This window comes from Sphingobium sp. V4 (assembly GCF_029590555.1).
Taxonomy (GTDB): Bacteria; Pseudomonadota; Alphaproteobacteria; order Sphingomonadales; family Sphingomonadaceae; genus Sphingobium.
The window spans coordinates 246975-265685 of record NZ_CP081001.1 but is presented as its reverse complement, the minus strand read 5'-3'; the positions used below and the strand labels follow the sequence as shown (position 1 = coordinate 265685).

General features: G+C 64.3%; 21 protein-coding genes. 9 read left to right on the top strand and 12 right to left on the bottom strand.

Going from position 1 to position 18711, the window contains the following annotated elements:
- Positions 1–26 precede the first annotated feature (26 nt).
- On the bottom strand, positions 27–812 hold the full coding sequence (locus K3M67_RS01365; protein WP_285832065.1) for a TerC family protein: 786 nt from the start codon (positions 810–812) through the stop codon (positions 27–29).
- Between the two features lie 213 nt (positions 813–1025).
- Between K3M67_RS01365 and K3M67_RS01360 the strand changes: the two genes are divergently transcribed.
- Positions 1026–2045 (top strand): class 1 fructose-bisphosphatase, encoded by a 1020-nt coding sequence (locus tag K3M67_RS01360; protein WP_285832064.1) that lies wholly within the window; start codon positions 1026–1028, stop codon positions 2043–2045.
- 36 nt (positions 2046–2081) lie between these two features.
- Here K3M67_RS01360 and K3M67_RS01355 read toward each other — a convergent pair whose 3' ends face one another.
- From K3M67_RS01355 to K3M67_RS01345, 3 genes are all read right to left on the bottom strand, one after another.
- Positions 2082–2276: a hypothetical protein gene (locus tag K3M67_RS01355; RefSeq protein ID WP_066863839.1), complete on the bottom strand. Its 195-nt coding sequence runs from the start codon at positions 2274–2276 to the stop codon at positions 2082–2084.
- Positions 2277–2320: 44 nt separating this feature from the next.
- A complete protein-coding gene (locus tag K3M67_RS01350) occupies positions 2321–3259 on the bottom strand; it encodes a right-handed parallel beta-helix repeat-containing protein (protein WP_285832063.1) in 939 nt (312 codons plus the stop codon).
- A gap of 300 nt (positions 3260–3559) precedes the next feature.
- Positions 3560–3859 (bottom strand): terminase small subunit, encoded by a 300-nt coding sequence (locus K3M67_RS01345; protein ID WP_066863842.1) that lies wholly within the window; start codon positions 3857–3859, stop codon positions 3560–3562.
- 99 nt (positions 3860–3958) lie between these two features.
- On the opposite strand from K3M67_RS01345, the gene K3M67_RS01340 reads away from it, so the two are divergent.
- The 3 genes from K3M67_RS01340 to K3M67_RS01330 all read left to right on the top strand — a co-directional run bounded on the left by K3M67_RS01340 (position 3959) and on the right by K3M67_RS01330 (position 6734).
- Positions 3959–4267 carry a hypothetical protein gene (locus tag K3M67_RS01340; RefSeq protein WP_285832062.1) on the top strand — a complete coding sequence of 103 codons (309 nt, stop codon included), beginning with the start codon at positions 3959–3961 and terminating at the stop codon, positions 4265–4267.
- A 280-nt stretch (positions 4268–4547) separates the two neighbouring features.
- A complete protein-coding gene (locus K3M67_RS01335) occupies positions 4548–4784 on the top strand; it encodes a hypothetical protein (RefSeq protein ID WP_066863847.1) in 237 nt (78 codons plus the stop codon).
- A gap of 225 nt (positions 4785–5009) precedes the next feature.
- The gene (locus K3M67_RS01330; protein WP_285832061.1) at positions 5010–6734 is read left to right on the top strand and encodes an ATP-dependent nuclease; all 1725 of its coding nucleotides are present in this window, start codon (positions 5010–5012) and stop codon (positions 6732–6734) included.
- 79 nt (positions 6735–6813) lie between these two features.
- On the opposite strand, the gene K3M67_RS01325 is transcribed toward K3M67_RS01330, so the two are convergent.
- The 5 genes from K3M67_RS01325 to K3M67_RS01305 form a co-directional block, all read right to left on the bottom strand.
- Complete coding sequence (locus K3M67_RS01325) at positions 6814–7248, bottom strand: DUF488 domain-containing protein (protein ID WP_285832060.1); 435 nt, start codon at positions 7246–7248, stop codon at positions 6814–6816.
- 156 nt (positions 7249–7404) lie between these two features.
- A complete protein-coding gene (gene metH, locus K3M67_RS01320) occupies positions 7405–10005 on the bottom strand; it encodes a methionine synthase (RefSeq protein WP_285832059.1) in 2601 nt (866 codons plus the stop codon).
- Positions 10006–10113: 108 nt separating this feature from the next.
- Positions 10114–11160 (bottom strand): homocysteine S-methyltransferase family protein, encoded by a 1047-nt coding sequence (locus K3M67_RS01315; protein ID WP_066863856.1) that lies wholly within the window; start codon positions 11158–11160, stop codon positions 10114–10116.
- Positions 11157–12080, bottom strand: coding sequence for a methylenetetrahydrofolate reductase (gene metF, locus K3M67_RS01310; RefSeq protein ID WP_285832058.1), 924 nt, complete (start codon positions 12078–12080; stop codon positions 11157–11159). The genes K3M67_RS01315 and metF overlap by 4 nt, the downstream gene beginning before the upstream one ends.
- Positions 12077–13048 (bottom strand): ArsR/SmtB family transcription factor, encoded by a 972-nt coding sequence (locus K3M67_RS01305; RefSeq protein WP_066863862.1) that lies wholly within the window; start codon positions 13046–13048, stop codon positions 12077–12079. Before K3M67_RS01305 ends, metF begins: the two co-directional genes overlap by 4 nt.
- A gap of 215 nt (positions 13049–13263) precedes the next feature.
- On the opposite strand from K3M67_RS01305, the gene K3M67_RS01300 reads away from it, so the two are divergent.
- A complete protein-coding gene (locus K3M67_RS01300; protein WP_066863864.1) occupies positions 13264–13479 on the top strand; it encodes a circumsporozoite protein in 216 nt (71 codons plus the stop codon).
- A gap of 74 nt (positions 13480–13553) precedes the next feature.
- Positions 13554–13802 carry a hypothetical protein gene (locus K3M67_RS01295; RefSeq protein ID WP_285832057.1) on the top strand — a complete coding sequence of 83 codons (249 nt, stop codon included), beginning with the start codon at positions 13554–13556 and terminating at the stop codon, positions 13800–13802.
- Between the two features lie 51 nt (positions 13803–13853).
- On the opposite strand, the gene K3M67_RS01290 is transcribed toward K3M67_RS01295, so the two are convergent.
- Entirely contained in the window at positions 13854–14282 is a 429-nt protein-coding gene (locus K3M67_RS01290; protein ID WP_066863869.1) for a glycine zipper 2TM domain-containing protein, read from the bottom strand.
- A 190-nt stretch (positions 14283–14472) separates the two neighbouring features.
- Here K3M67_RS01290 and K3M67_RS01285 point away from each other — a divergent pair, with 190 nt between their 5' ends.
- Positions 14473–15456: an esterase-like activity of phytase family protein gene (locus K3M67_RS01285; protein ID WP_285832056.1), complete on the top strand. Its 984-nt coding sequence runs from the start codon at positions 14473–14475 to the stop codon at positions 15454–15456.
- A gap of 74 nt (positions 15457–15530) precedes the next feature.
- Here the strand turns inward: K3M67_RS01285 and rpmB are convergent, their stop codons facing one another.
- The gene (gene rpmB / locus K3M67_RS01280) at positions 15531–15824 is read right to left on the bottom strand and encodes a 50S ribosomal protein L28 (protein WP_066863875.1); all 294 of its coding nucleotides are present in this window, start codon (positions 15822–15824) and stop codon (positions 15531–15533) included.
- A 145-nt stretch (positions 15825–15969) separates the two neighbouring features.
- Here rpmB and K3M67_RS01275 point away from each other — a divergent pair, with 145 nt between their 5' ends.
- Together K3M67_RS01275 and K3M67_RS01270 are read left to right on the top strand one after the other, a co-directional pair.
- On the top strand, positions 15970–16191 hold the full coding sequence (locus tag K3M67_RS01275) for a hypothetical protein (protein WP_066863877.1): 222 nt from the start codon (positions 15970–15972) through the stop codon (positions 16189–16191).
- A gap of 176 nt (positions 16192–16367) precedes the next feature.
- Positions 16368–16826 carry a nucleoside deaminase gene (locus tag K3M67_RS01270; protein ID WP_066863879.1) on the top strand — a complete coding sequence of 153 codons (459 nt, stop codon included), beginning with the start codon at positions 16368–16370 and terminating at the stop codon, positions 16824–16826.
- Here the strand turns inward: K3M67_RS01270 and K3M67_RS01265 are convergent.
- Complete coding sequence (locus K3M67_RS01265) at positions 16788–18686, bottom strand: hypothetical protein (protein WP_285832055.1); 1899 nt, start codon at positions 18684–18686, stop codon at positions 16788–16790. The genes K3M67_RS01270 and K3M67_RS01265 overlap by 39 nt on opposite strands.
- Between the last annotated feature and the right edge of the window lie 25 nt (positions 18687–18711).

Genomic DNA, 18711 nt, shown 5'->3' with positions numbered 1-18711 from the left:
CCTGCCCGGCCCCGGAGCCGCCGCTGCTATTCCACCCCGCGCCGCACCTTCGCCCGGCGGGCGAAAATGTTGAGGCACTCGACCAGCGTCGAAAAGGCCATGGCCGCGTAGATATAGCCCTTGGGCACATGCACGCCGAAACCATCGGCGATCAGCACCGCACCGATCATCAGCAGGAAGCCCAGCGCCAGCATCACCACGGTCGGGTTGCGCGCGATGAAGTTGGCGAGCGGGTCCGCCGCCAGCAGCATCACCGTCACCGCCACGACCACCGCGATCACCATGACCGCCAGATTGTCCGTCATGCCCACCGCCGTCAGGATCGAATCGAGCGAGAAGATCATGTCGAGCAGGATGATCTGCACGATCGCCGCGCCGAAGGTCATCGTCGCAACGCTCCGCTTGTCGAGCATATCGTCGCTGCCGGACGGGTCGACATTATGATGGATTTCCTTCGTCGCCTTCCAGATGAGGAACAGGCCGCCGCCGATCAGGATGATGTCGCGCCAGGAAAATTCGGTTTCGAAGGTCGGCGCGCCATGCGTGTCGAGCGGGCCGCTGAGGCCCAGGTCGAACACCGGCTGGGTCAGCCCGACGATCCAGGCGATCATCGACAGCAGGACGAGGCGCATCCCCAGCGCCAGGCCGATGCCGATCCGCCGCGCCTTCGGCCGCTGCGCCTCCGGCAGCTTGTTGGTGAGGATGGAAATGAAGACGAGATTGTCGATGCCCAGCACGACCTCCATCACCACCAGCGCGATGAGCGCGGCAAGGGCCGTGGGATCGGTGAAGGCGGCGATGAGACTGTCCATGATGTTCCTCTTTGTCGTGCCCATTGGCACGCCAGCGCAACGACAGGAGCGGCCTCTCGTTCCGCCATACATAGTTTGTCACATGACAACGCTAACAGGGACACGGGACGTCGCGTCCGGCTGGACTAGGGCGTTTCTCTCCCGTAGCGAGGGCGTGTCATCCCCGGTCCGGCCCCGGCCGCGATCTCCCGACCCATTCGCGAAAGGCGTTTCATGGCTCGAACCACCCTCACCCGCTTCCTCATCGAACAGCAGCGCCAGGCCAATGCCCTTCCGGCCGAATTGCGCCTGCTGATCGAAACCGTCGCCCGCGCCTGCAAGACCATCAGCCATTCGGTGGGCAAGGGCGCGCTGGGCGAGGTGCTGGGCAGCCTGGACAGCGAGAATGTGCAGGGCGAGGTGCAGAAGAAGCTGGACGTGATCGCCAACGAACTGCTGCTCGACGCCAATGAATGGGGCGGCCACCTCGCCGCCATGGCCTCGGAGGAGATGGAGACCATCTATCCCATCCCCAACCGCTATCCCAAGGGCGAGTATCTGATGCTGTTCGACCCGATCGACGGGTCCAGCAACATCGACGTCGACCTGTCGGTCGGAACCATCTTTTCCGTCCTGAAAGCCCCCGAAGGCTGCGCCGGACGGGACGTGACGGAGGAGGATTTCCTCCAGGACGGCCGCCAGCAGGTCGCGGCGGGCTATGCGATCTACGGTCCCCAGACGATCCTGGTGCTGAGCGTGGGCACCGGCGTCCATGAATTCACCCTCGACCGGGAGGTCGGCAGCTGGGTCCTGACCGACGCCAACATGCAGATGCCCCAGGGCAAGTGCGAGTTCGCCATCAACATGTCGAACCGCCGCCAATGGTCGCCCGCCGTCACCCGCTATGTCGACGAGCGCGTCCTGGGCGCGGCGGGGCCGTGCGGCAAGGATTACAACATGCGCTGGACCGCATCCATGGTGGCGGACGTGCATCGCATCCTGAAGCGCGGCGGCATCTTCATGTATCCCTATGACCACCGCAGCCCCGGCAAGGCGAAGCTGCGGCTGATGTATGAGGCCAATCCGATGAGCTACCTGATCGAGCAGGCGGGCGGCGCATCGAGCGACGGCTTCATGCCGATCATGGACGTGCCCGCCAGGGGGCTGCACCAGCGGGTCGGCGTGGTGCTGGGCGATACGGCCGAAGTGGAGGCCGTGGTCGCCTATGGCCGGGAGGAACAGGCCGCGGCCTGATCCCCGCACGGTTGGGTCGGCCGATGCCGGCTCAACCTACCCCTCGATCAGGTCGAGATAGGCGACCACGTCATTGTCGGTCGCCAGGAAGAGGCCGTCCTGCACTTCGGCGGGCTGTTGTTCGGCGACGTGGAGCGCCTGGGACAATGGCCCGTACATGATGGTCATCGCGGCCCCGTCATCGCCCAGATGATAGAGGCGGACGGTCGCGCTGTCATAGGTGGTTCGCATCCCCCTGCCCTAGCAGAACGGCCCCGAAAAGTCAGCGCCCTCCCTTAACGCCGGTCCTTGACCTTCATCGACGGCGCCAGTTCGTTCGCGCCGATCCGGACCGGATCATCGGTGAAATTGGCGACGAAGGTCGAATTGCGCTCGACCCCCGGCACGAAACCCGCCCGGTTCCCATCGATCACCAGTCCGGCGCTCGACTGTTCGCGGCCCTCCGGCGCGACGGTGATGAAGGCGGACCAATTGTCCTTGTCCTTGCCCTGCACCATTTCGTTGCCGCTGATGACCCCGCTCGCCCCGTTGCTGAGGTCGATCATGTAGTTGGTCAATCGCCCGCCGCTGTCGTCGAAGCTGTTGCCGGTGATGGTGACGCGGGCGGTGCGGGTTTTCAGATAATGGCCGCCATCGCCCTGGTCGAAGCGGCTGTTGGTGACGGAGAGGCTGGCGAGCCGCCCGATATAGATGCCGTGCGCGCAGTCGAGATCGCGGTCGCAACGGCCGAGATGGCGGAAGGTCGACTTGTCGATGACCACCTGCCCGTCGCCATGATCGCCGGTCAATATGCCTTCCTCGCTGTTGCGGAACAGGCTGTTGCGGACGGCGAGGTTGCCGCTTTCGAGGCGGATGCCCGCGCCATTGCCGTCGGGCACGCGGATATTCTGGAAGATGATCCCCTCGACCGTGCTGGACCGGCCGCGCAGCACCAGCGCCGCCTTGCCCTCGCACGGCACGCCGTCGAAGATGGCGGTGCCCGGCGTCGCGGCGCGGATGGTGACGTCGCCGCCCTGCTGCACCGCGCACTGGCGATAGGTGCCGGGCGCCACCAGCACCGTGCCGCGCCCGTCGCCGATTGCGGCGAGCGCGTCGCCCAGCGACGCAAAGGTGCGGCCGGTTTCGGTAACGGTGAAGGGCGCGGCGTTGCCCTGCGCCAGCGCGGTGGCGCCGATCGCGACGGAGACGAGGAGGCTGGTGGAGAGGATACGCATGGCGCGGACGATAGGCCCGGCCGATTGCAGGACCAAGGCGGGAACGGGGTTAATGGCGCGCTGGCCCGATATGGGACAGGTGCGCGCGGGTGGATGAAGGACGCGGCCGACGGGCGCGGCTGGACGGTCATCACCGGGTCACGCCCGCGAAGTTCACGGTGTCGCTGGTTCCATATTCGCGGCGAAATCGCGCCGGATGCGCCAGCGACGCGCCGGGAACGCGCCCCCGACGCGACGACGACGCGCCTGTCGGGTCACAATGACGCGCCGCGAGGGTCATAGTGACGCGCCCCCCGCGCATCAGCGACGCGCCGGCCGGGTCACATCGGCCGGGACGGCGGGCCGGCCGGAATGGGCAGCGAAGGGATCGGCGAGGCTCTGCGCATGGAGCGCGAGCGCGCTGGTCCACGTCCGGTCGAACACCGTCCCCGCCAGCCGCCGCCGCAACCGATGCGCGCTGGCGGGCGACATGCCTGCGGCCCGCGCCGCCTGCGTCACATTGCCGGTCGCGAGCAGGGTGGTGAGGAAAAGGCGCTGCCGCTCCGGCGTCCAGCGGACGCGGTCGGCTGCGGGCGGATTGGGGTCGGGCTGCTGGTCCATCGACAAGGATAGATCAGATGAAATCCTATTTTGGAAGAGGAATAGGATTTTGGGGAGCGGACCTTGCTACCGCAGCGCCTTCGACGAACATTCGGGAATATGGACGCGCGCATTCCTGTTGCCGATGCCAGGCGGCAGGTGGCGACGGAAATCGAAACCTTCGTGGTGCCGACGCCGCGTCCTGACCAGTTAGGAGAGGCACTTCCCGCCGCATGGTTTGTGCAGCAACCAGATGAGATGAGAGCGGCTTTGACCGAGCATTACCTCGTCGAGATTGATGGTGACGCGCGCTTCCCCGGAAGCATCCCCAAGCCGGTGCCAAGGCGGGTTATCATTGTCGCCGAGGAGGACGATATCGTCCTCGCTTGCGATCCTGACCCTGGCGGTGATTTCGCTTTGATATCCTAGTCGGCTTCCGGCTTTGGTGTATCGCCCATTCGCGGCCATGCCGTGGATCGCTTCATGGCACGCCAGGCAGGGCGGTTGCCTAAACCGGTGGCATGGAAGTTCCGTAAGGGGGCGTTGGCGGCCAAGCAGCATGCGGCCACTGTCACCGGATCGCAGCGCCCGGTGGTCGGGAGCAGCCCGGCGCCGGGCATCAATCGGATGAATCGACTGGCAAGGCGCTTGATAGTGATTGCCGTGGGAGGCAAAGGCCGTTGATCCTCCCACTTGGTTCGGATGAGAAATGCAAAAATTACTTAGGGTTATAATCGTTGTCGTCGTGGCTGTGATCGTGATGTTCGGCGGCCGATGGTATATGTATGTGGCGCAAGGCAGCAGTCCTTACGACGAGGTTGGCGTCGCTTTGAATGGCTATATGCCTGCGCCTTTGCGGGATTGGGGCTGCCACAAGATGCAATCGCGGTTCCCGGGCCAGTTGCCCCCCTATGGTTGCTCGGTGGATGGCCGTAACTGGATCTGAGCTTCTGACCTGCCGCCTGCAAAATGGCGGCAGGTATGGATTACACGCCGGATTGCGCCATTTGCGGTCGCTTGGCGTCCCAATCTCCACTCCCATAAACGGACATTCCCGAGGATGCCATTTGCTGACGTTGAACTGCCTGCCGCCAACCTCGCAAACTGTCATCTTTTTAAAAATTTGTGATTTGGAAACTTGGAAACCAAGACTGTTGCCGACGCTCTATAGATGATGATCTATGCAAGCCGGATAGTGTGGGAAAACCAAATGCAAGATACTTTACGGATTGGTCGTCTTCGATTTGCAGCGGGTAGTGCTCCTAGCCAGCCCCCTCTCGAAATTGAATGTCCGAATGTCACTATATTGGTTGGACCGAACAGCGCGGGAAAAAGTCAGACTCTGCGCGAAATTGAGGCCCATTGCTCGGGCTTGGAAGCGCCATCCGCGCTTCTAGAAAAAATTGAAATTACTATGCCTCAGGACGGCGAGGCCGTCGATCGAATGATGAAGATATACCAGACGGAATCTCCGCAAGGGCAAGTAATGCAGCCCGGAAATATCTGGTTCTTTCGCCCCCGCTCGCGAAATAATGAGCAAGAACTCCGAATTCAGATACCAAAAACAAGTTTCGTTGATTGGCATAACAATGGAAACTTTGACGCTCTTCGTAAGTATTTCGTCCGATTCTTTACAACGCGCCTAGACGGTCGAACTAGATTTGAACTGATTGATCCAAAACCTACAGGAGACCTTGAGAAGGCGCCTGAGAATTTACTGTGGCATCTTTTCATGTCCAAGCCTATTCGCGAAGCGGTTCGCAAATTCACCGAACAGGCTTTCGGAAAATTTTTTGTCGTTGATCCAACGGCCATGACTACTTTCCGTGTCCGCTTAAGCAACCGAGCGCCTGCAAACGAAACGGAGGAACAGGCGGTCGATGATAACGCCCGTCGGTTTCACGGAGATGCACCAGTCATCCAGTCGCTTGGTGACGGCGTCCAAACGTCAGTAGGACTTGTTGCCGCTGTCTTAGCGTTGCCGGATAGAATTATTTTGATCGACGAACCCGAGGCATTTCTGCATCCAACCCTCGCTCGGCGTGTTGGCAAAGTGCTCGCAAAAGCGGCCCGAGATCGCGATGCCTCATTGATCATTGCGAGCCATAGCTCAGAGTTGTTGCTAGGTTGCATGCAATCTGAACCCAATCTTCGAATTGTGAGACTGACCTATACCGGCGGATTGGCAAGCGCGCGTTCCCTCGACCCTGCGGAAATCCGCCAGTTGATGAATGATCCGCTTCTTCGCTCCGCGCACAGTTTAAGGGCGCTTTTTCATCGCGGCGCAATTGTCTGCGAAGCCGATGCGGACCGCGCGTTCTACGAAGAAATCAATTCGCGCATGAGTGCTGCCGAGCGAGGTATCGAAGATTGTATCTTTATGAACGCGCAGAACTGGCAAACGATACCTAGATTGGTTGAGCCTCTGCGACGTTTAGGCGTGCCCGCGCTCGCAATATTCGATTTCGATGTTCTTATGAGCGAAGAATTTGGACCAATTTGGTCTCTGGTGAATCTGGACGTAGCCGACCTGCATATTATGCAAAATGAACGAGCATTAATCAAAGCTGCGATGGAAAATATTGGACGCGATAATTGCAAAAAACTTGGTGTTAATGCGTTAGATATCGATAAGATCGATGCAATCACTTTGCTTAAAAAATTTGCATCTTTTGGCATAATGTTTGTGCCAGTTGGTGAATTAGAGTGTTGGCTAAAATCGCAAATGCAAGAACAGGTGTCGAAGAAAAATTGGTTGTTCGCTATGTTTGAAGCCATGGGAGCCGATCCTGACGATGCGTTTTATGTCAATGCGGGAGACGACGACGTATGGGAGTTCATTGAAACAGCCCGTCTCTGGATCGATGACCCTGAACGTCGCGGTATGCCGCACTGACGGATTGAGATCGTCGTAAGAGAGTTTTTGCCAAGGTGAGGCGGAAAGCCGACATTCCGCAATCGGCCATTAACGGCCACTACCCCACAAACAAATCCACCCGCTCCGCGTCGGGCAGCACCGCGTCCAGCAGCAGCGAGCGGTGGCAGGCTGCGGGATCGCGTTCGAAGCAGAGCAGGGCCGTGGGCGTTTCCGCCGCCATGTCCTTGAGCTGTTCCGCCTGCACGATCGCCTCCGGCAGGTCGAGTTGCCGGGCGTAGATTTCGGCGAGGCGGGCGTGGTGGCCCTTGCGCGCGGCCTCCCGCCCTTCGGCCGGCGTGCCCAGCGCCTTGAGCCCGACATAGTCGATCCCCGCTTCGCGCAGGCCGGCAGCGAGGATGTTCTTCGAGAAGCCGGGCCGCCGCGACAGCGGCACAGCGCGGACATCGGCCAGCAGGCGCACGCCCGCCTGCGTCAGCGTCGCGATCAGTTCCGCCTGCGTCGCGCCTTCATAGCCGATGGTGAAGATCTTCATCGAGGGGAGATAGGGATTGGGGGACGGACCGCCAGTCTCTTTTGCCGACGGCGATGCGCTTTATCGCGGGGCGCATGGCCCACCCCGCTGCGACCAGCGCGCTAAGCGCGCAAGGCTCGCTGCCCCTCCCGGAAACGGGAGGGGCGTAAAGAGGGATCAGTCCAGATTGGGCCGCAGATAGCGTTCCGCCGTGTCGAGGTCGATGCCGCGCCGCTGCGCATAATCTTCCATCTGGTCCCGGCCGACGCGGGCGACGCCGAAATATTCGGCCTGGGCGTGGCCGAAATAGAAGCCGCTGACCGCCGCCGTCGGCAGCATGGCGAAGCTTTCGGTCAGGGTGATGCCGGTGGCGTGATGGGCGTCCAGCATGTCGAACAGGATGGGCTTGAGGCTATGTTCCGGGCAGGCGGGATAGCCGGGCGCGGGGCGGATGCCGCGATATTGCTCCCTGATGAGCGCCTCGTTGGTCAGCTGCTCCCCCTCCGCATAGCCCCAGAGCGCAGTGCGGACATAATGGTGGAGACGCTCGGCGAAGGCTTCGGCGAGGCGGTCGGCCAGCGCCTTCAGCAGAATGTCCGAATAATCGTCGATCGCCGCCTTGAACCGGGCCAGATGCGGCTCGATGCCGTGGATCGACACGGCGAAACCGCCCATCCAGTCGCCGTTCGGGCTGATGAAGTCGGCGAGGCACATATTGGCCCGCCCTTCGCGCTTGGCGATCTGCTGGCGCAGCATGGGGAGGCGATAATGTTTCTCGTCCTCGACATGGACGACGATGTCGTCGCCTTCGCGGCGGCAGGGCCACAGGCCCGCGACGCCGCGCGCGGTCAGCCATTTTTCGCTGACGATCCGGTCCAGCATCTTCTGCGCGTCGGCGAAGAGGCTGCGGGCGCTTTCGCCCACCACCGCATCGTCCAGGATGGCAGGATAATTGCCCGCCAGTTCCCAGGCGCGGAAGAAGGGGGTCCAGTCGATATACTGCACCAGATCCTTCAGATCCCAGTCGGGGAATGTATGGACGCCGGGCAGCAGGGGGCGCGGGGCCTTGAGGCTTTCGTCCATGTCGAAGGCGTTGGCGCGGGCATCCTCGATGCTGAGCAGCTGGCTCTGGCCCTTGCCCTCGCGCGCCTTGCGGACATGGTCGTAATCGTCCTTGGTCTTGCGGACGAAATCCTCCTTCTGCGTTTCGGAGACGAGCGCGGTGGCGACGCCGACGGCGCGGCTGGCGTCCAGCACATGCACCACCGGGCCGGTGAAGGCGGGGTCGATGCGCAGCGCGGTATGGACCTTCGACGTGGTGGCGCCGCCGATCAGCAGCGGCATGGTCATGCCCGCGCGCTGCATTTCGACCGCCACCGTCACCATCTCGTCCAGCGAGGGGGTGATGAGGCCGGAGAGGCCGATCATGTCGGCGTCATGATCGTTCGCGGCCTTGAGGATGTCCTGCCAGGGCACCATGACGCCCATGTCGACCACCTCGAAGCCGTTGCATTGCAGCACGACGCCGACGATATTCTTGCCGATGTCGTGGACGTCGCCCTTGACCGTGGCCATGATGATCTTGCCCTTGCCCTTGGCGCCGGGTTCCTTGGCGGCCTCGATATAGGGAAGGAGATGGGCGACCGCCTTCTTCATGACGCGGGCGGATTTCACGACCTGGGGCAGGAACATCTTGCCCGCGCCGAACAGGTCGCCGACGACGTTCATGCCGTCCATCAGCGGGCCTTCGATCACCTGGATGGGCTTTTCGGCGGCGAGGCGGGCTTCCTCCGTATCCTCGACCACATACATGTCGATACCCTTGACCAGCGCATGTTCCAGCCGCTTGGCGACCGGCCAGCCGCGCCATTCCTGCGCGGCCTTTTCCGACGCGGCGTCCTTGCCCTTGAAGGATTCCGCGAGCGCGACGAGGCGGTCGCCGGCTTCGGGGTCGGAGTTCAGGAGGACGTCCTCGCACGCCTTGCGCAGGGCGGGGTCGATCGCGTCATAGACGTCGAGCTGGCCCGCATTGACGATCGCCATGTCGAGCCCGGCGGGGATGGCGTGGTAGAGGAAGACGCTGTGCATCGCGCGGCGGACCGGCTCGTTGCCGCGGAAGGAGAAGGAGAAGTTGGACAGGCCGCCCGAGATATGGACGTGCGGGCAGCGCGCCTTGATCTCGCGGCACGCCTCGATGAAGTCGACGCCGTAATTGTTATGCTCTTCGATCCCCGTCGCCACGGCGAAGATATTGGGATCGAAGATGATGTCCTCCGGCGGGAAACCGATGGTCATCAGCAGCTTGTAGGCGCGCTCGCAAATCTCGACCTTGCGCTGCTTCGTGTCGGCCTGGCCGGTCTCGTCAAAGGCCATGACGACCACGGCGGCGCCATAGGCCATGCAGAGTTTCGCATGATGCAGGAAGGCCTCCTCGCCCTCCTTCATGCTGATCGAGTTGACGACCGGCTTGCCGCTGACGCATTTCAGCCCGGCTTCGATGACTTCCCATTTTGAGCTGTCGATCATGACGGGGACGCGGCTGATGTCCGGTTCCGATGTCATGAGTTTCAGGAAGGTGGTCATCGCCTCGACCGCGTCGAGCAGCCCTTCGTCCATGTTGACGTCGACGATCTGCGCGCCATTTTCCACCTGCTCGCGCGCGATGTCGATGGCGGCGGCATAGTCGCCCGCCATGATGAGCTTCTTGAACTTGGCCGAGCCGGTGACGTTGGTGCGTTCGCCGATATTGACGAAGGTGGCGGTCGATTTCTGGGTCATCTGATTCTCTCTCCCCTCCCTTCAGGGAGGAGTCGGGGGAGGGCATGTCGGAGAGCAAGCGTTTACAGGCCCTCCCCTAACCCCTCCCTGAAGGGAGGGGAACTATGGTCAGGCCGCGATGTGCATCGGTTCGAGGCCTGCGAGCCTTGTCACCACGGGCAGTTCCGGCACGACACGCGGCTTGTGCCCCGCCAACGCCTTGGCCACCGCGCCGATATGCGCGGGCGTCGTGCCGCAGCAGCCGCCGACCATGTTGACCAGCCCCTCATCCACCCACTGGCGGATGAGGCTGGCGGTGGTTTCCGGCAGCTCGTCATATTGGCCGAGTTCGTTGGGCAGGCCGGCATTGGGATAGGCCAGGATCAGCGTGTCGGCGTTCTTCGACAATTCGCTCAAATAAGGCCGCAGCAGGTCCGCACCGAAGGCGCAGTTCACGCCGATGGTGAGCGGCTTCAGGTGCCGCAGCGAATACCAGAAGGCGTTGATCGTGTGACCCGACAGGTTGCGGCCCGACATGTCGGTGATGGTGAAGCTGAGCATCAGCGGCACGGCGCGGCCCGCCGCTGCCTCCGCCTCGCGCGCCGCCATGCCCGCCGCCTTGGCATTGAGCGTATCGAAGCAGGTTTCGACCAGCAGGAAATCGACGCCTCCTGCGATCAGCGCGTCGCACTGCTCGCGATAATCGGCCTTGAGCGTATCATAATCGACTTCGCGATAGGCGGGATCGTTGACGTCGGGCGAGATGCTGAGCGTCTTGTTCGTCGGGCCGATCGAGCCGCAGACGAAGCGCGGCTTGCCGTCCTTCGCGGTCGCAGCCTCGCACGCCTTGCGGGCGATCTTCGCGGCGGCGACGTTGATGTCCCACACCAGATGTTCGCAGCCATAATCGGCCATGGCGATCTTGGTGGACGAGAAGGTGTTGGTCTCGATCATGTCGGCGCCATTGTCGAGATAGGCGGTGTGGATACCCTCGACGATGTCGGGCCGGGTCAGGCAGAGCAGGTCGTTATTGCCTTTCTGGTCCTTGGCCAGGTCCAGCGACCCGCGATAATCGGCTTCGGTCAGGCCATGTTTCTGGATCGACGTGCCATAGCCGCCGTCGAAGATCAGGATCTTTTCCGCCGCCAGGGCGCGCAACTGTGCTTCGGCGCTCATGCTGCCTTCTCCGATTGGGCGACCGCCGCTGCATTGGGCCGCAGCCCGAGCAGGTGGCAGATCGCGTAGCTATGTTCCGCCCGGTTGAGCGTGTAGAAATGAAAGTCGCGCACGCCGCCTTCATAGAGTTTGCGGCAGAGTTCCGCCGCGATCGTGGCCGACACCAGTTGCCGGGCGGCGGGATGATCGTCCAGCCCCTCGAACAGGCGCGCCATCCAGCTGGGCACGTCGGTGTTGCACATGGCGGCCATGCGCTGGGTCGCGGCGAAATTGCTGACCGGCATGATGCCCGGCACGATGTCCGCGCTGATCCCCGCCGCCGCCGTCCGGTCGAGGAAGCGGAAATAGGTTTCGGGCGCGAAGAAGAATTGCGTGATGGCGCGGGTCGCCCCGGCGTCCAGCTTGCGCTTGAGATTGTCGAGGTCGCTCTGCGCGCTCGCCGCTTCGGGATGGACTTCGGGATAGGCGGACACCGAAATTTCGAACGGATGCTGCTTCATCAGCCCTTCGACCAGTTCGGCCGCGCCGGCATAGCCGTCGGCATGAGGCTCGAACCGGCCGCCCGCTTCGGGCGGATCGCCACGCAGCGCGACGATATGGCGCACCCCCGCCTCCCAATAGGCGTCGGCGATCTCTGCGATCTCGCCCTTGCTGGCGGCGACGCAGGTCAGATGGGCGGCCGCCGCCAGCGGCGTTTCCTGCGCGATCCGGGCGACAGTGTTGTGGGTGCGCTCGCGCGTAGAACCGCCCGCGCCATAGGTGACCGACACAAATTTGGGCGCCAGCGGCGTCAGCGTTTCGATCGCCGACCAGAGCTGCGTTTCCATCTTCTCCGTCTTGGGCGGGAAGAATTCGAAACTGACATGGCAGTCGCCGGCCAGATCCGCGTAAAGCGGTGCAGCAGGATCATTGAGGGTCATGCGGAAATCCGTCCTTCGATGGGCAGGACGCGCGCGCTCCGGCGCCGGCCCAGCCAGAGTTGCACCGTCAGTTCCTGGCCGGGCAGCGTTTCCACCCGTTCCAGTTCCAGGCCCGCCTGCGCGAACCAGCGTTCGATCTGTTCGTCGGCAAAGCCCAGCCGCGCATGTTGGTCGCGCACGCGCAGCTCTTCGCGTTCATGCGGCGCGAAATCGGCGATCAGCACCCGCCCCTGCGCTGCCGTCACACGCGCCGCCTCGGCAATCACCACCTCGGGCGCCTGTGCATAATGCAGCACCTGGTGGAGCACGACCGTGTCGATGCTGCCGGGCGCCAACGGCAGGTCCAGGAAATCCCCCAGCAGCAGCGCATATTTGTCGCCCGCATCCTGCGGCAGCTTGGCACGGGCGAGCCGCAGCATGTCGGGACTGCGATCAAGTGCCGTCACCTGATCCGCCGCGTCGCCCAGCAGTTCGATCATCCGCCCAGTGCCGGTGCCGACGTCCAGCAGATGGCCGATCGGCTCGCGCGCCAGCAGGCTGCGTATCGCCGCCTCCACCTGCGCCTCGGGCACATGGAGCGACCGGATCGCGTCCCATTCCTCGGCATGTTCGGCGAAATAGGCTTCGGCCGCGCTGGCGCGGTCGGCCCGGACCGCCGCCAGCCGGGCCAGGTCCGCCGCCTGCCACAATTTCTCGCCCTCAGACGGGGTCAACCGGTCGAACAGGTCCAGAAAGGGCGCGACCTCCCCGCCCCGGCCCAGCCGCAGGAAGACCCAATTGCCCTCCTTGCGGCGTTCGACCAGCCCGGCTTCCGCCAGGATGCGGACATGGCGCGACACGCGCGGCTGGCTCTGCCCCACGACCTGCGCGATCTCGCCCACGGCCAGTTCCATCGCCCGCAGCAGGTGGACGATCCGCAGCCGCGTCGGGTCGCCCAGAGCGCGGAAAATGTCGAGAGCGGACAGCATGGCGCCATCATATAAAGAAATCTTTATATGCGTCAATGCTCCTCATTTCCGCGACTCGCGAGCCAAAGGAGGTAGCGCAACCACCCCGATTTGCATGAATGGGATTGCCTTGCTCTTTCCAAAGCATTACGAATCGCGACGCAGGCGCAATGGGGGGTGAGCTTTTCTCCGAGAGTGGTCTGCATCTTTTTTTTCTCAGAGAGGGGTTGTTGCCCATGACCAAGTCGATTGCTCTTTCGCTCGTTCTCGCCGCTTCGCTCGGCCTCGCTGCCTGCTCGGGCGGCACGGAAAACGCCGCGAACAACGCTGCCAACGCCGCCGAGAATGCTTCGAACGCTGCCGACAACGCCATGAACGCCGCGCTGAACGCTGCCGACAATGCCGCGAACGCTGCGTCGAACGCGACCAACAACGTCGCCAACGCGATGTAAGTCCCGTTTTCGGGAAGATTTCGGAAAAGGGTCGCGCCGGCAACGGTGCGGCCCTTTTTCATGGGAGAGACAGGATGCACGGCCGACGGGCGATCCTTTGCGCGCTGGTCGCCCTGGCCGGATGTGGCGCGGAGCCGGACGATGGCGTCGGCGGCGTCAGCGCCAGCGAGGCGCGCGCGCTGAACGAAGCCGCCGCCCTGCTCGACGCCCGGAGCGGCGCGGCGCGAGACGAGGCGGGGCTGAATCCCGCAGCGCGGGCGGCAGCGGCGGCCGATCGTCGCCGCATGGTGCCCACGCCCATCCCCGAAACAGCGGCACGATAAAGGGCCGCTCCTTGCGGAACGGCCCTTCCCGTTGTTCAGCGTCGCATCGGCTCAGCAGTTGCGGTCGATAGCCCGGCCGGCCAGCGCGCCCACGCCGGCACCGATGATCGCACCTGTGGTGCCATCGCCCCGGCGGCCATAGCGGCCCGAACCCTTGCCGACTTCATTGCCGAGCAGGCCACCGGCGATCGCGCCGATGATGGTGCCGCCCGTGCCATTGTCCCGGCAGCGATAGCCGCCACGATAGCGGTCACCGCGATAATAATTGTTGCGATAATAACGATCGCCGCGGTAGCCGCGATAATAGTCGCCGCGATAGCCGCGATCGCCACGGTAGCCGCGATCACCACGATAATAATCGCCGCGCTCATAGCCGCGATAATAGCCGTCGCGGGCCATGGCCGGCGTGGCGGTGACGGCCAGGGAAGCAGCGCCCATCGCCAGAGCGGCTCCCATATTCACTAGAAACTTCATCTTCATGGCGTTGCTCCTTCCATAAGCCATCATCATGGGCGAGGGTCCGGAAAACGGGATTCGCCATTGATTGACGTCCTTATGGGCGATTCAGCTTGAGCCGCGCCTGAATGTCGCCGTCAGCCGCCGTTCACCTGCAAACGGCCTGCCACTGCTTTGCTGCGTCCTGCCGGATAATCGCCTATGGCACGGGATAATGACGCGAATCCTGATCGTGCTGGCGCTCGCCATCCTGCTGCTGCCAGCCCCTCCCCCCGGCAAACCGGAAGGCGTGCACCCCGGCGCGCTGCTGGTCACGGCGCGCCCGCTCGCGCTGAATGCCGGCGATCCGGCGGCGCGGCGGGCCGGGGATCTCCGCTATCTGGGCGGCTGGGAGCTGCGCAGCGCCAATCCGGGCTTCGGCGGCATTTCCGCGCTGCTGGCGTCGCCGACGGGCGACCTGCTGGGCCTGAGCGATTCCGGTGTGCTGATGGGATTCCATGTCGGGGCCGGCCCGCCACGGCGACGGCCCTTCATCGCCCCGCTGCCGGTACGCGCCCAGGACCGACACCGCCCCTGGTGGGCATGGGATGCCGAATCGATCACTCATGACCCTGCCAGCGACCGCTACTGGGTCGGCTTCGAACTGGAGCAGGCCATCTGCCGCTATTCCCCCGGCTTCGCCCGCGTCGAGGGATGCCGGACCTGGCCCGAGTTGGTCGCTTGGCCCAAGACCGGGTCGATCGAATCGCTCTCCCGCCTGCCGGACGGCCGCTTCCTGGCGATCGGGGAGATGGGGATGACGCCGGACGGGCGGCACGAGGTGCTGCTCTTCCCCGGCGATCCGGCCGACCATGGCACGGCCGACCCCATTCATCTGCGCTATGCGCCGCCGCAGGGCTATCGCCCGACCGACGTGGTGGCGCTGGATGCGCGGCACCTGCTGGTGCTGAACCGCCGGCTGACCTTGCAGGAATTGTTCACCGCGACGATCGCGATCGTCGACCTGCCCGAGCGGATGGAACCGGGCGCGCTGCTCAAGGCGCGCACCCTCGCCCGCCTCGCGCCGCCGCTGCTAGCCGACAATTTCGAAGGCATGGCCTTGACCCGCGAGGCCGGCCGGCCGGTCCTCTGGGTTATTTCCGACGACAATCACGAATTTTTCCAGCGCACGCTGCTGCTGAAATTCGGGTTGGACTGACCCGGCCCCATTCTGAACGCAAAAAAGCGGCCCGGTGAGGGGCCGCTCCTTATGCCGAAACGAATCGAAACGAATCAGGCCGCGACGGCGGCCTTCTTCTTGGCGATGTCGCGCTTCAGGCGACGCGCCTTCAGCGACAGCTTGTCGTCGCTGGTCTTGAGCAGCCAGTTGTCCAGCCCGCCATTATGCTCGACCGAGCGCAGACCATGGGTCGACACGCGCAGCTTGACGCTGGTTTCCAGCGCTTCGGAGATCAGCGAGACGTTCTGCAGGTTGGGCAGGAACACACGCTTGGTCTTGTTATTGGCGTGGGAAACATTGTGACCCACCTGGCGACCCTTGCCGGTCAGCTCGCAAATGCGCGACATAGTCAATCAACCTTTGAATTCGGGTTCGTTCGGAAAGCCGCGCCGATAACGGGATTCCCTGTCCCCGTCAACCCGCAGCAAGGCTGGATCGCAACCCTTGGCGGTCCAGCGCGTTGAAAGGGCAACTAGCCCAAGGGAGGCGGATATGCGAATCATTGGTGGATTGCTGCTCATCATTCTGCTCGTGCTGGCCGGCGGCATCGCCACGGGCTTCATCGACCTGCAAAAGACGCAGGAGGGCCGCCTGCCCGAAATCGCGGTCAAGGAAGGCGCGCTGCCCAAATATGAAGCGAGCGTGGCCAAGGTCGAGGTCGGCACGCGCAACGAAACGGTCGAAGTGCCCACGGTGGACGTGAAGAAGCCGTGAACGCTGTCTGATGCGCCGTCGGCGCGGTGCGGCACCGGCCCGCTCCCCCCACCCGACCACCCATATAATATTGCCGTTGGGTGGCCGAGCGGGGCATCGGGCCGGCTCTGCATCGCGTGCGCGCCTAATGTCGCCCAATCCTTTCACCCGATTGCATCATCCTGTAACGGCGGGGGATGGCTCCGCCCTTTCCCCTGCCCGCGCCCATGCGCCGCGCGCTCGACCTCGCCCGCGCGGCGGAGGCGGCGGGCGAGGTGCCGATCGGCGCGGTGGTGACGAAGGACGGCGCGATCATCGGCGAGGGCGAGAATCGCAACAGGCGCGACCATGATCCCAGCGCCCATGCCGAAATCGTCGCGATGCGCGCGGCAGCGGCGCGGCTCGGCGATTTCCGGCTGACCGGCTGCGACCTCTGGGTCACGCTCGAGCCGTGCCCGATGTGCGCGGGCGCCATATCGCACGCCCGGATCGCGCGGCTCTATTATGCGGCCGCCGATCCCAAGGGCGGCGCGATCGAGCAGGGGCCGCGCCTCTTCACCCAGCCGCAATGCCTGCATCGGCCCGATGTCTATGGCGGCATCGCCGAGGCCGAGGCCTCAGCGCTGCTGCGGGCCTTCTTTCTCGCCCGACGGTGAATAGAGTATCCGGTAGACTTGATAGGGCATGGTCATGCCGGTCTTGAGCGCCACCGGGACCAGCCAGTCGGGCCGCTCGCCGCGCATCAGGTCAGCATAGAAGCCGCGCGGGCTGCGCGCCTGATAAATGGTGCCTTCGGGAAAATTGGGGCAGACCAGCAGATAGGTGGCATGATGCTTCGCGGCGATCGCGCGGAAGCCGCTCGCCGGACCGTCGAAGGCATGGTGGATGTCGAGGATCGTCGCGCCGTTGCGATGATAGGGACCGGCCAGCGCGCTGTGATGCGTGGTCGCCAGGATGCGCGGGCCGAGGTCCACCATGGTGAAGATGGTCGCGGCAGGCAGCTGGTCCAGTTGTTCCAGCGCCGGCAGGGTGCGGCAACGGCCATTGGCCTTCTTGATCGCGTCGTTCCGCGCGATGGCGGAGGGCCGCCATGGCCGGGGCTTGCTGCCCGTCGCCTCCTGCCAGAGCGTCACAGCCTGCGGATAGAGCGGATAGGCGAAGGCGATCAGGCCCAGCAGCGCCACGCCCGTGCCCGCCGCGATCCGCGCCCTGCGGCTGCCCGTCAGCACCGCCGCGACCAGCCGGTGCGCGGCCCACGCGGCGGGCGGGATCGCCAGCAACTGCGCCGCCGGCCCGGCGCGCAGCTGCCAGAAGAGCAAGGCGGTCGAAAAGAGCATCATCAGCCCCACCGTCGCCCAGGCCCAAAGCCGTTCCGCGTCGCGCCGCGAATCCCACAGCGCCCAGAGCAGGCCGACAAGGCCCGCCGCCGGGATCGCCAGCAGCGGCACGACCAGGCTTTGCGCCTGCGCGGTGATCGGCTTGGCTTCCCGGATATTGGCGAGCCACAGCCGCTCCAGTTCGGGCGAAATCTGATAGGGGCGCAGGCATTGCGGCCAGTTCATCCAGAAGAACAGCGCCACCGCCCCGCCCACGACCGCGCCCGCGGCCAGCCGCACCGGCCAGCCACGCAGGGGCGCCAGCGACAGGATCACCATCCCCGCGCCCGCCGCGCCGAACACCGCCACCCAGACGGGCGACAGCGCGTCGCAGACCATCGCCCGGTTGGCGTAGCTGGCGAAGAGCAGGTAGAAGAGCGAGGTCGCGCCCGCCAGGCTCAGCGCATAGGGCAGCATCCGCCGCTCCGCGCCCGGCCGGAACACCCAGCGCAGCGCGATGAGGCCGCCGCCCGCCGCCAGATAGACGATCATTTCCATGCCGATCGCGATCGACAGCGCGCTGCTGACCCCGGCCATCACCCCGCCGCGCAGCCGGTTGGCGTCGATCACGCCCGCCAGCATGGTCAGCGCCAGCGCCAGTTGCCAGCCATGATGGTCGATCCGCATCGGCGCATACATGCCCAGGCCCATCTGCGCGGCGAGCGGCGCCAGGACGGCAAGCGCCCAGCCATTGGGACCGGCCAGCCGCCGCCCGATGAAGCCCAGGCTGAGCATCAGCAGCAGCAGCGGCAGCAGCGGCGCGATGGCGCAGGCGAGGCGATCAGCCAGCCCCTGGTCGACGAAGGCGCGGAAGAAGAGGATCAGCCCGGCCAGCGGGATGTCGACGATGCGCGACCAGTGGATGTCGGCCCCGCCCGGCGGATCGAGCCGATACTGGCGCAGGTCGTACCAGCCCTGCCCCGCGAGCCAGTCCTTCACCTGGACATAGCGGATATTGTCGTCGGTATCGCTGAGCACCAGCCAGTGGACCGCCGGCCAGCGCGTCGCCACGAAGGTGACGGCGACGATGATCCACAGCAGGAAGGTCAGCCATTTCCAGTGGCGCGCGCCATGGACGGACAGGAGCGCCGCCAGCCGGCAGGCGCGCGCGCGCAGGGTTTCACCGCTATGCAAGGTCATGCGCGTGGATTAGAGGCTGCGCGTC

Coding starts and splice junctions, on each gene's coding strand:
- K3M67_RS01340 (WP_285832062.1), top strand. CDS start 3,959: ATGGACGCGCGCATTCCTGTTGCCGATGCCAGGCGGCAGGTGGCGACG.
- K3M67_RS01330 (WP_285832061.1), top strand. CDS start 5,010: ATGATGATCTATGCAAGCCGGATAGTGTGGGAAAACCAAATGCAAGAT.
- K3M67_RS01290 (WP_066863869.1), bottom strand. CDS start 14,282: ATGAAGATGAAGTTTCTAGTGAATATGGGAGCCGCTCTGGCGATGGGC.
- K3M67_RS01365 (WP_285832065.1), bottom strand. CDS start 812: ATGGACAGTCTCATCGCCGCCTTCACCGATCCCACGGCCCTTGCCGCG.
- K3M67_RS01300 (WP_066863864.1), top strand. CDS start 13,264: ATGACCAAGTCGATTGCTCTTTCGCTCGTTCTCGCCGCTTCGCTCGGC.
- metH (WP_285832059.1), bottom strand. CDS start 10,005: ATGACCCAGAAATCGACCGCCACCTTCGTCAATATCGGCGAACGCACC.
- K3M67_RS01285 (WP_285832056.1), top strand. CDS start 14,473: ATGACGCGAATCCTGATCGTGCTGGCGCTCGCCATCCTGCTGCTGCCA.
- metF (WP_285832058.1), bottom strand. CDS start 12,080: ATGACCCTCAATGATCCTGCTGCACCGCTTTACGCGGATCTGGCCGGC.
- K3M67_RS01350 (WP_285832063.1), bottom strand. CDS start 3,259: ATGCGTATCCTCTCCACCAGCCTCCTCGTCTCCGTCGCGATCGGCGCC.
- K3M67_RS01325 (WP_285832060.1), bottom strand. CDS start 7,248: ATGAAGATCTTCACCATCGGCTATGAAGGCGCGACGCAGGCGGAACTG.
- K3M67_RS01360 (WP_285832064.1), top strand. CDS start 1,026: ATGGCTCGAACCACCCTCACCCGCTTCCTCATCGAACAGCAGCGCCAG.
- K3M67_RS01305 (WP_066863862.1), bottom strand. CDS start 13,048: ATGCTGTCCGCTCTCGACATTTTCCGCGCTCTGGGCGACCCGACGCGG.
- K3M67_RS01295 (WP_285832057.1), top strand. CDS start 13,554: ATGCACGGCCGACGGGCGATCCTTTGCGCGCTGGTCGCCCTGGCCGGA.
- K3M67_RS01355 (WP_066863839.1), bottom strand. CDS start 2,276: ATGCGAACCACCTATGACAGCGCGACCGTCCGCCTCTATCATCTGGGC.
- K3M67_RS01315 (WP_066863856.1), bottom strand. CDS start 11,160: ATGAGCGCCGAAGCACAGTTGCGCGCCCTGGCGGCGGAAAAGATCCTG.
- rpmB (WP_066863875.1), bottom strand. CDS start 15,824: ATGTCGCGCATTTGCGAGCTGACCGGCAAGGGTCGCCAGGTGGGTCAC.
- K3M67_RS01345 (WP_066863842.1), bottom strand. CDS start 3,859: ATGGACCAGCAGCCCGACCCCAATCCGCCCGCAGCCGACCGCGTCCGC.
- K3M67_RS01265 (WP_285832055.1), bottom strand. CDS start 18,686: ATGACCTTGCATAGCGGTGAAACCCTGCGCGCGCGCGCCTGCCGGCTG.
- K3M67_RS01275 (WP_066863877.1), top strand. CDS start 15,970: ATGCGAATCATTGGTGGATTGCTGCTCATCATTCTGCTCGTGCTGGCC.
- K3M67_RS01335 (WP_066863847.1), top strand. CDS start 4,548: ATGCAAAAATTACTTAGGGTTATAATCGTTGTCGTCGTGGCTGTGATC.
- K3M67_RS01270 (WP_066863879.1), top strand. CDS start 16,368: ATGGCTCCGCCCTTTCCCCTGCCCGCGCCCATGCGCCGCGCGCTCGAC.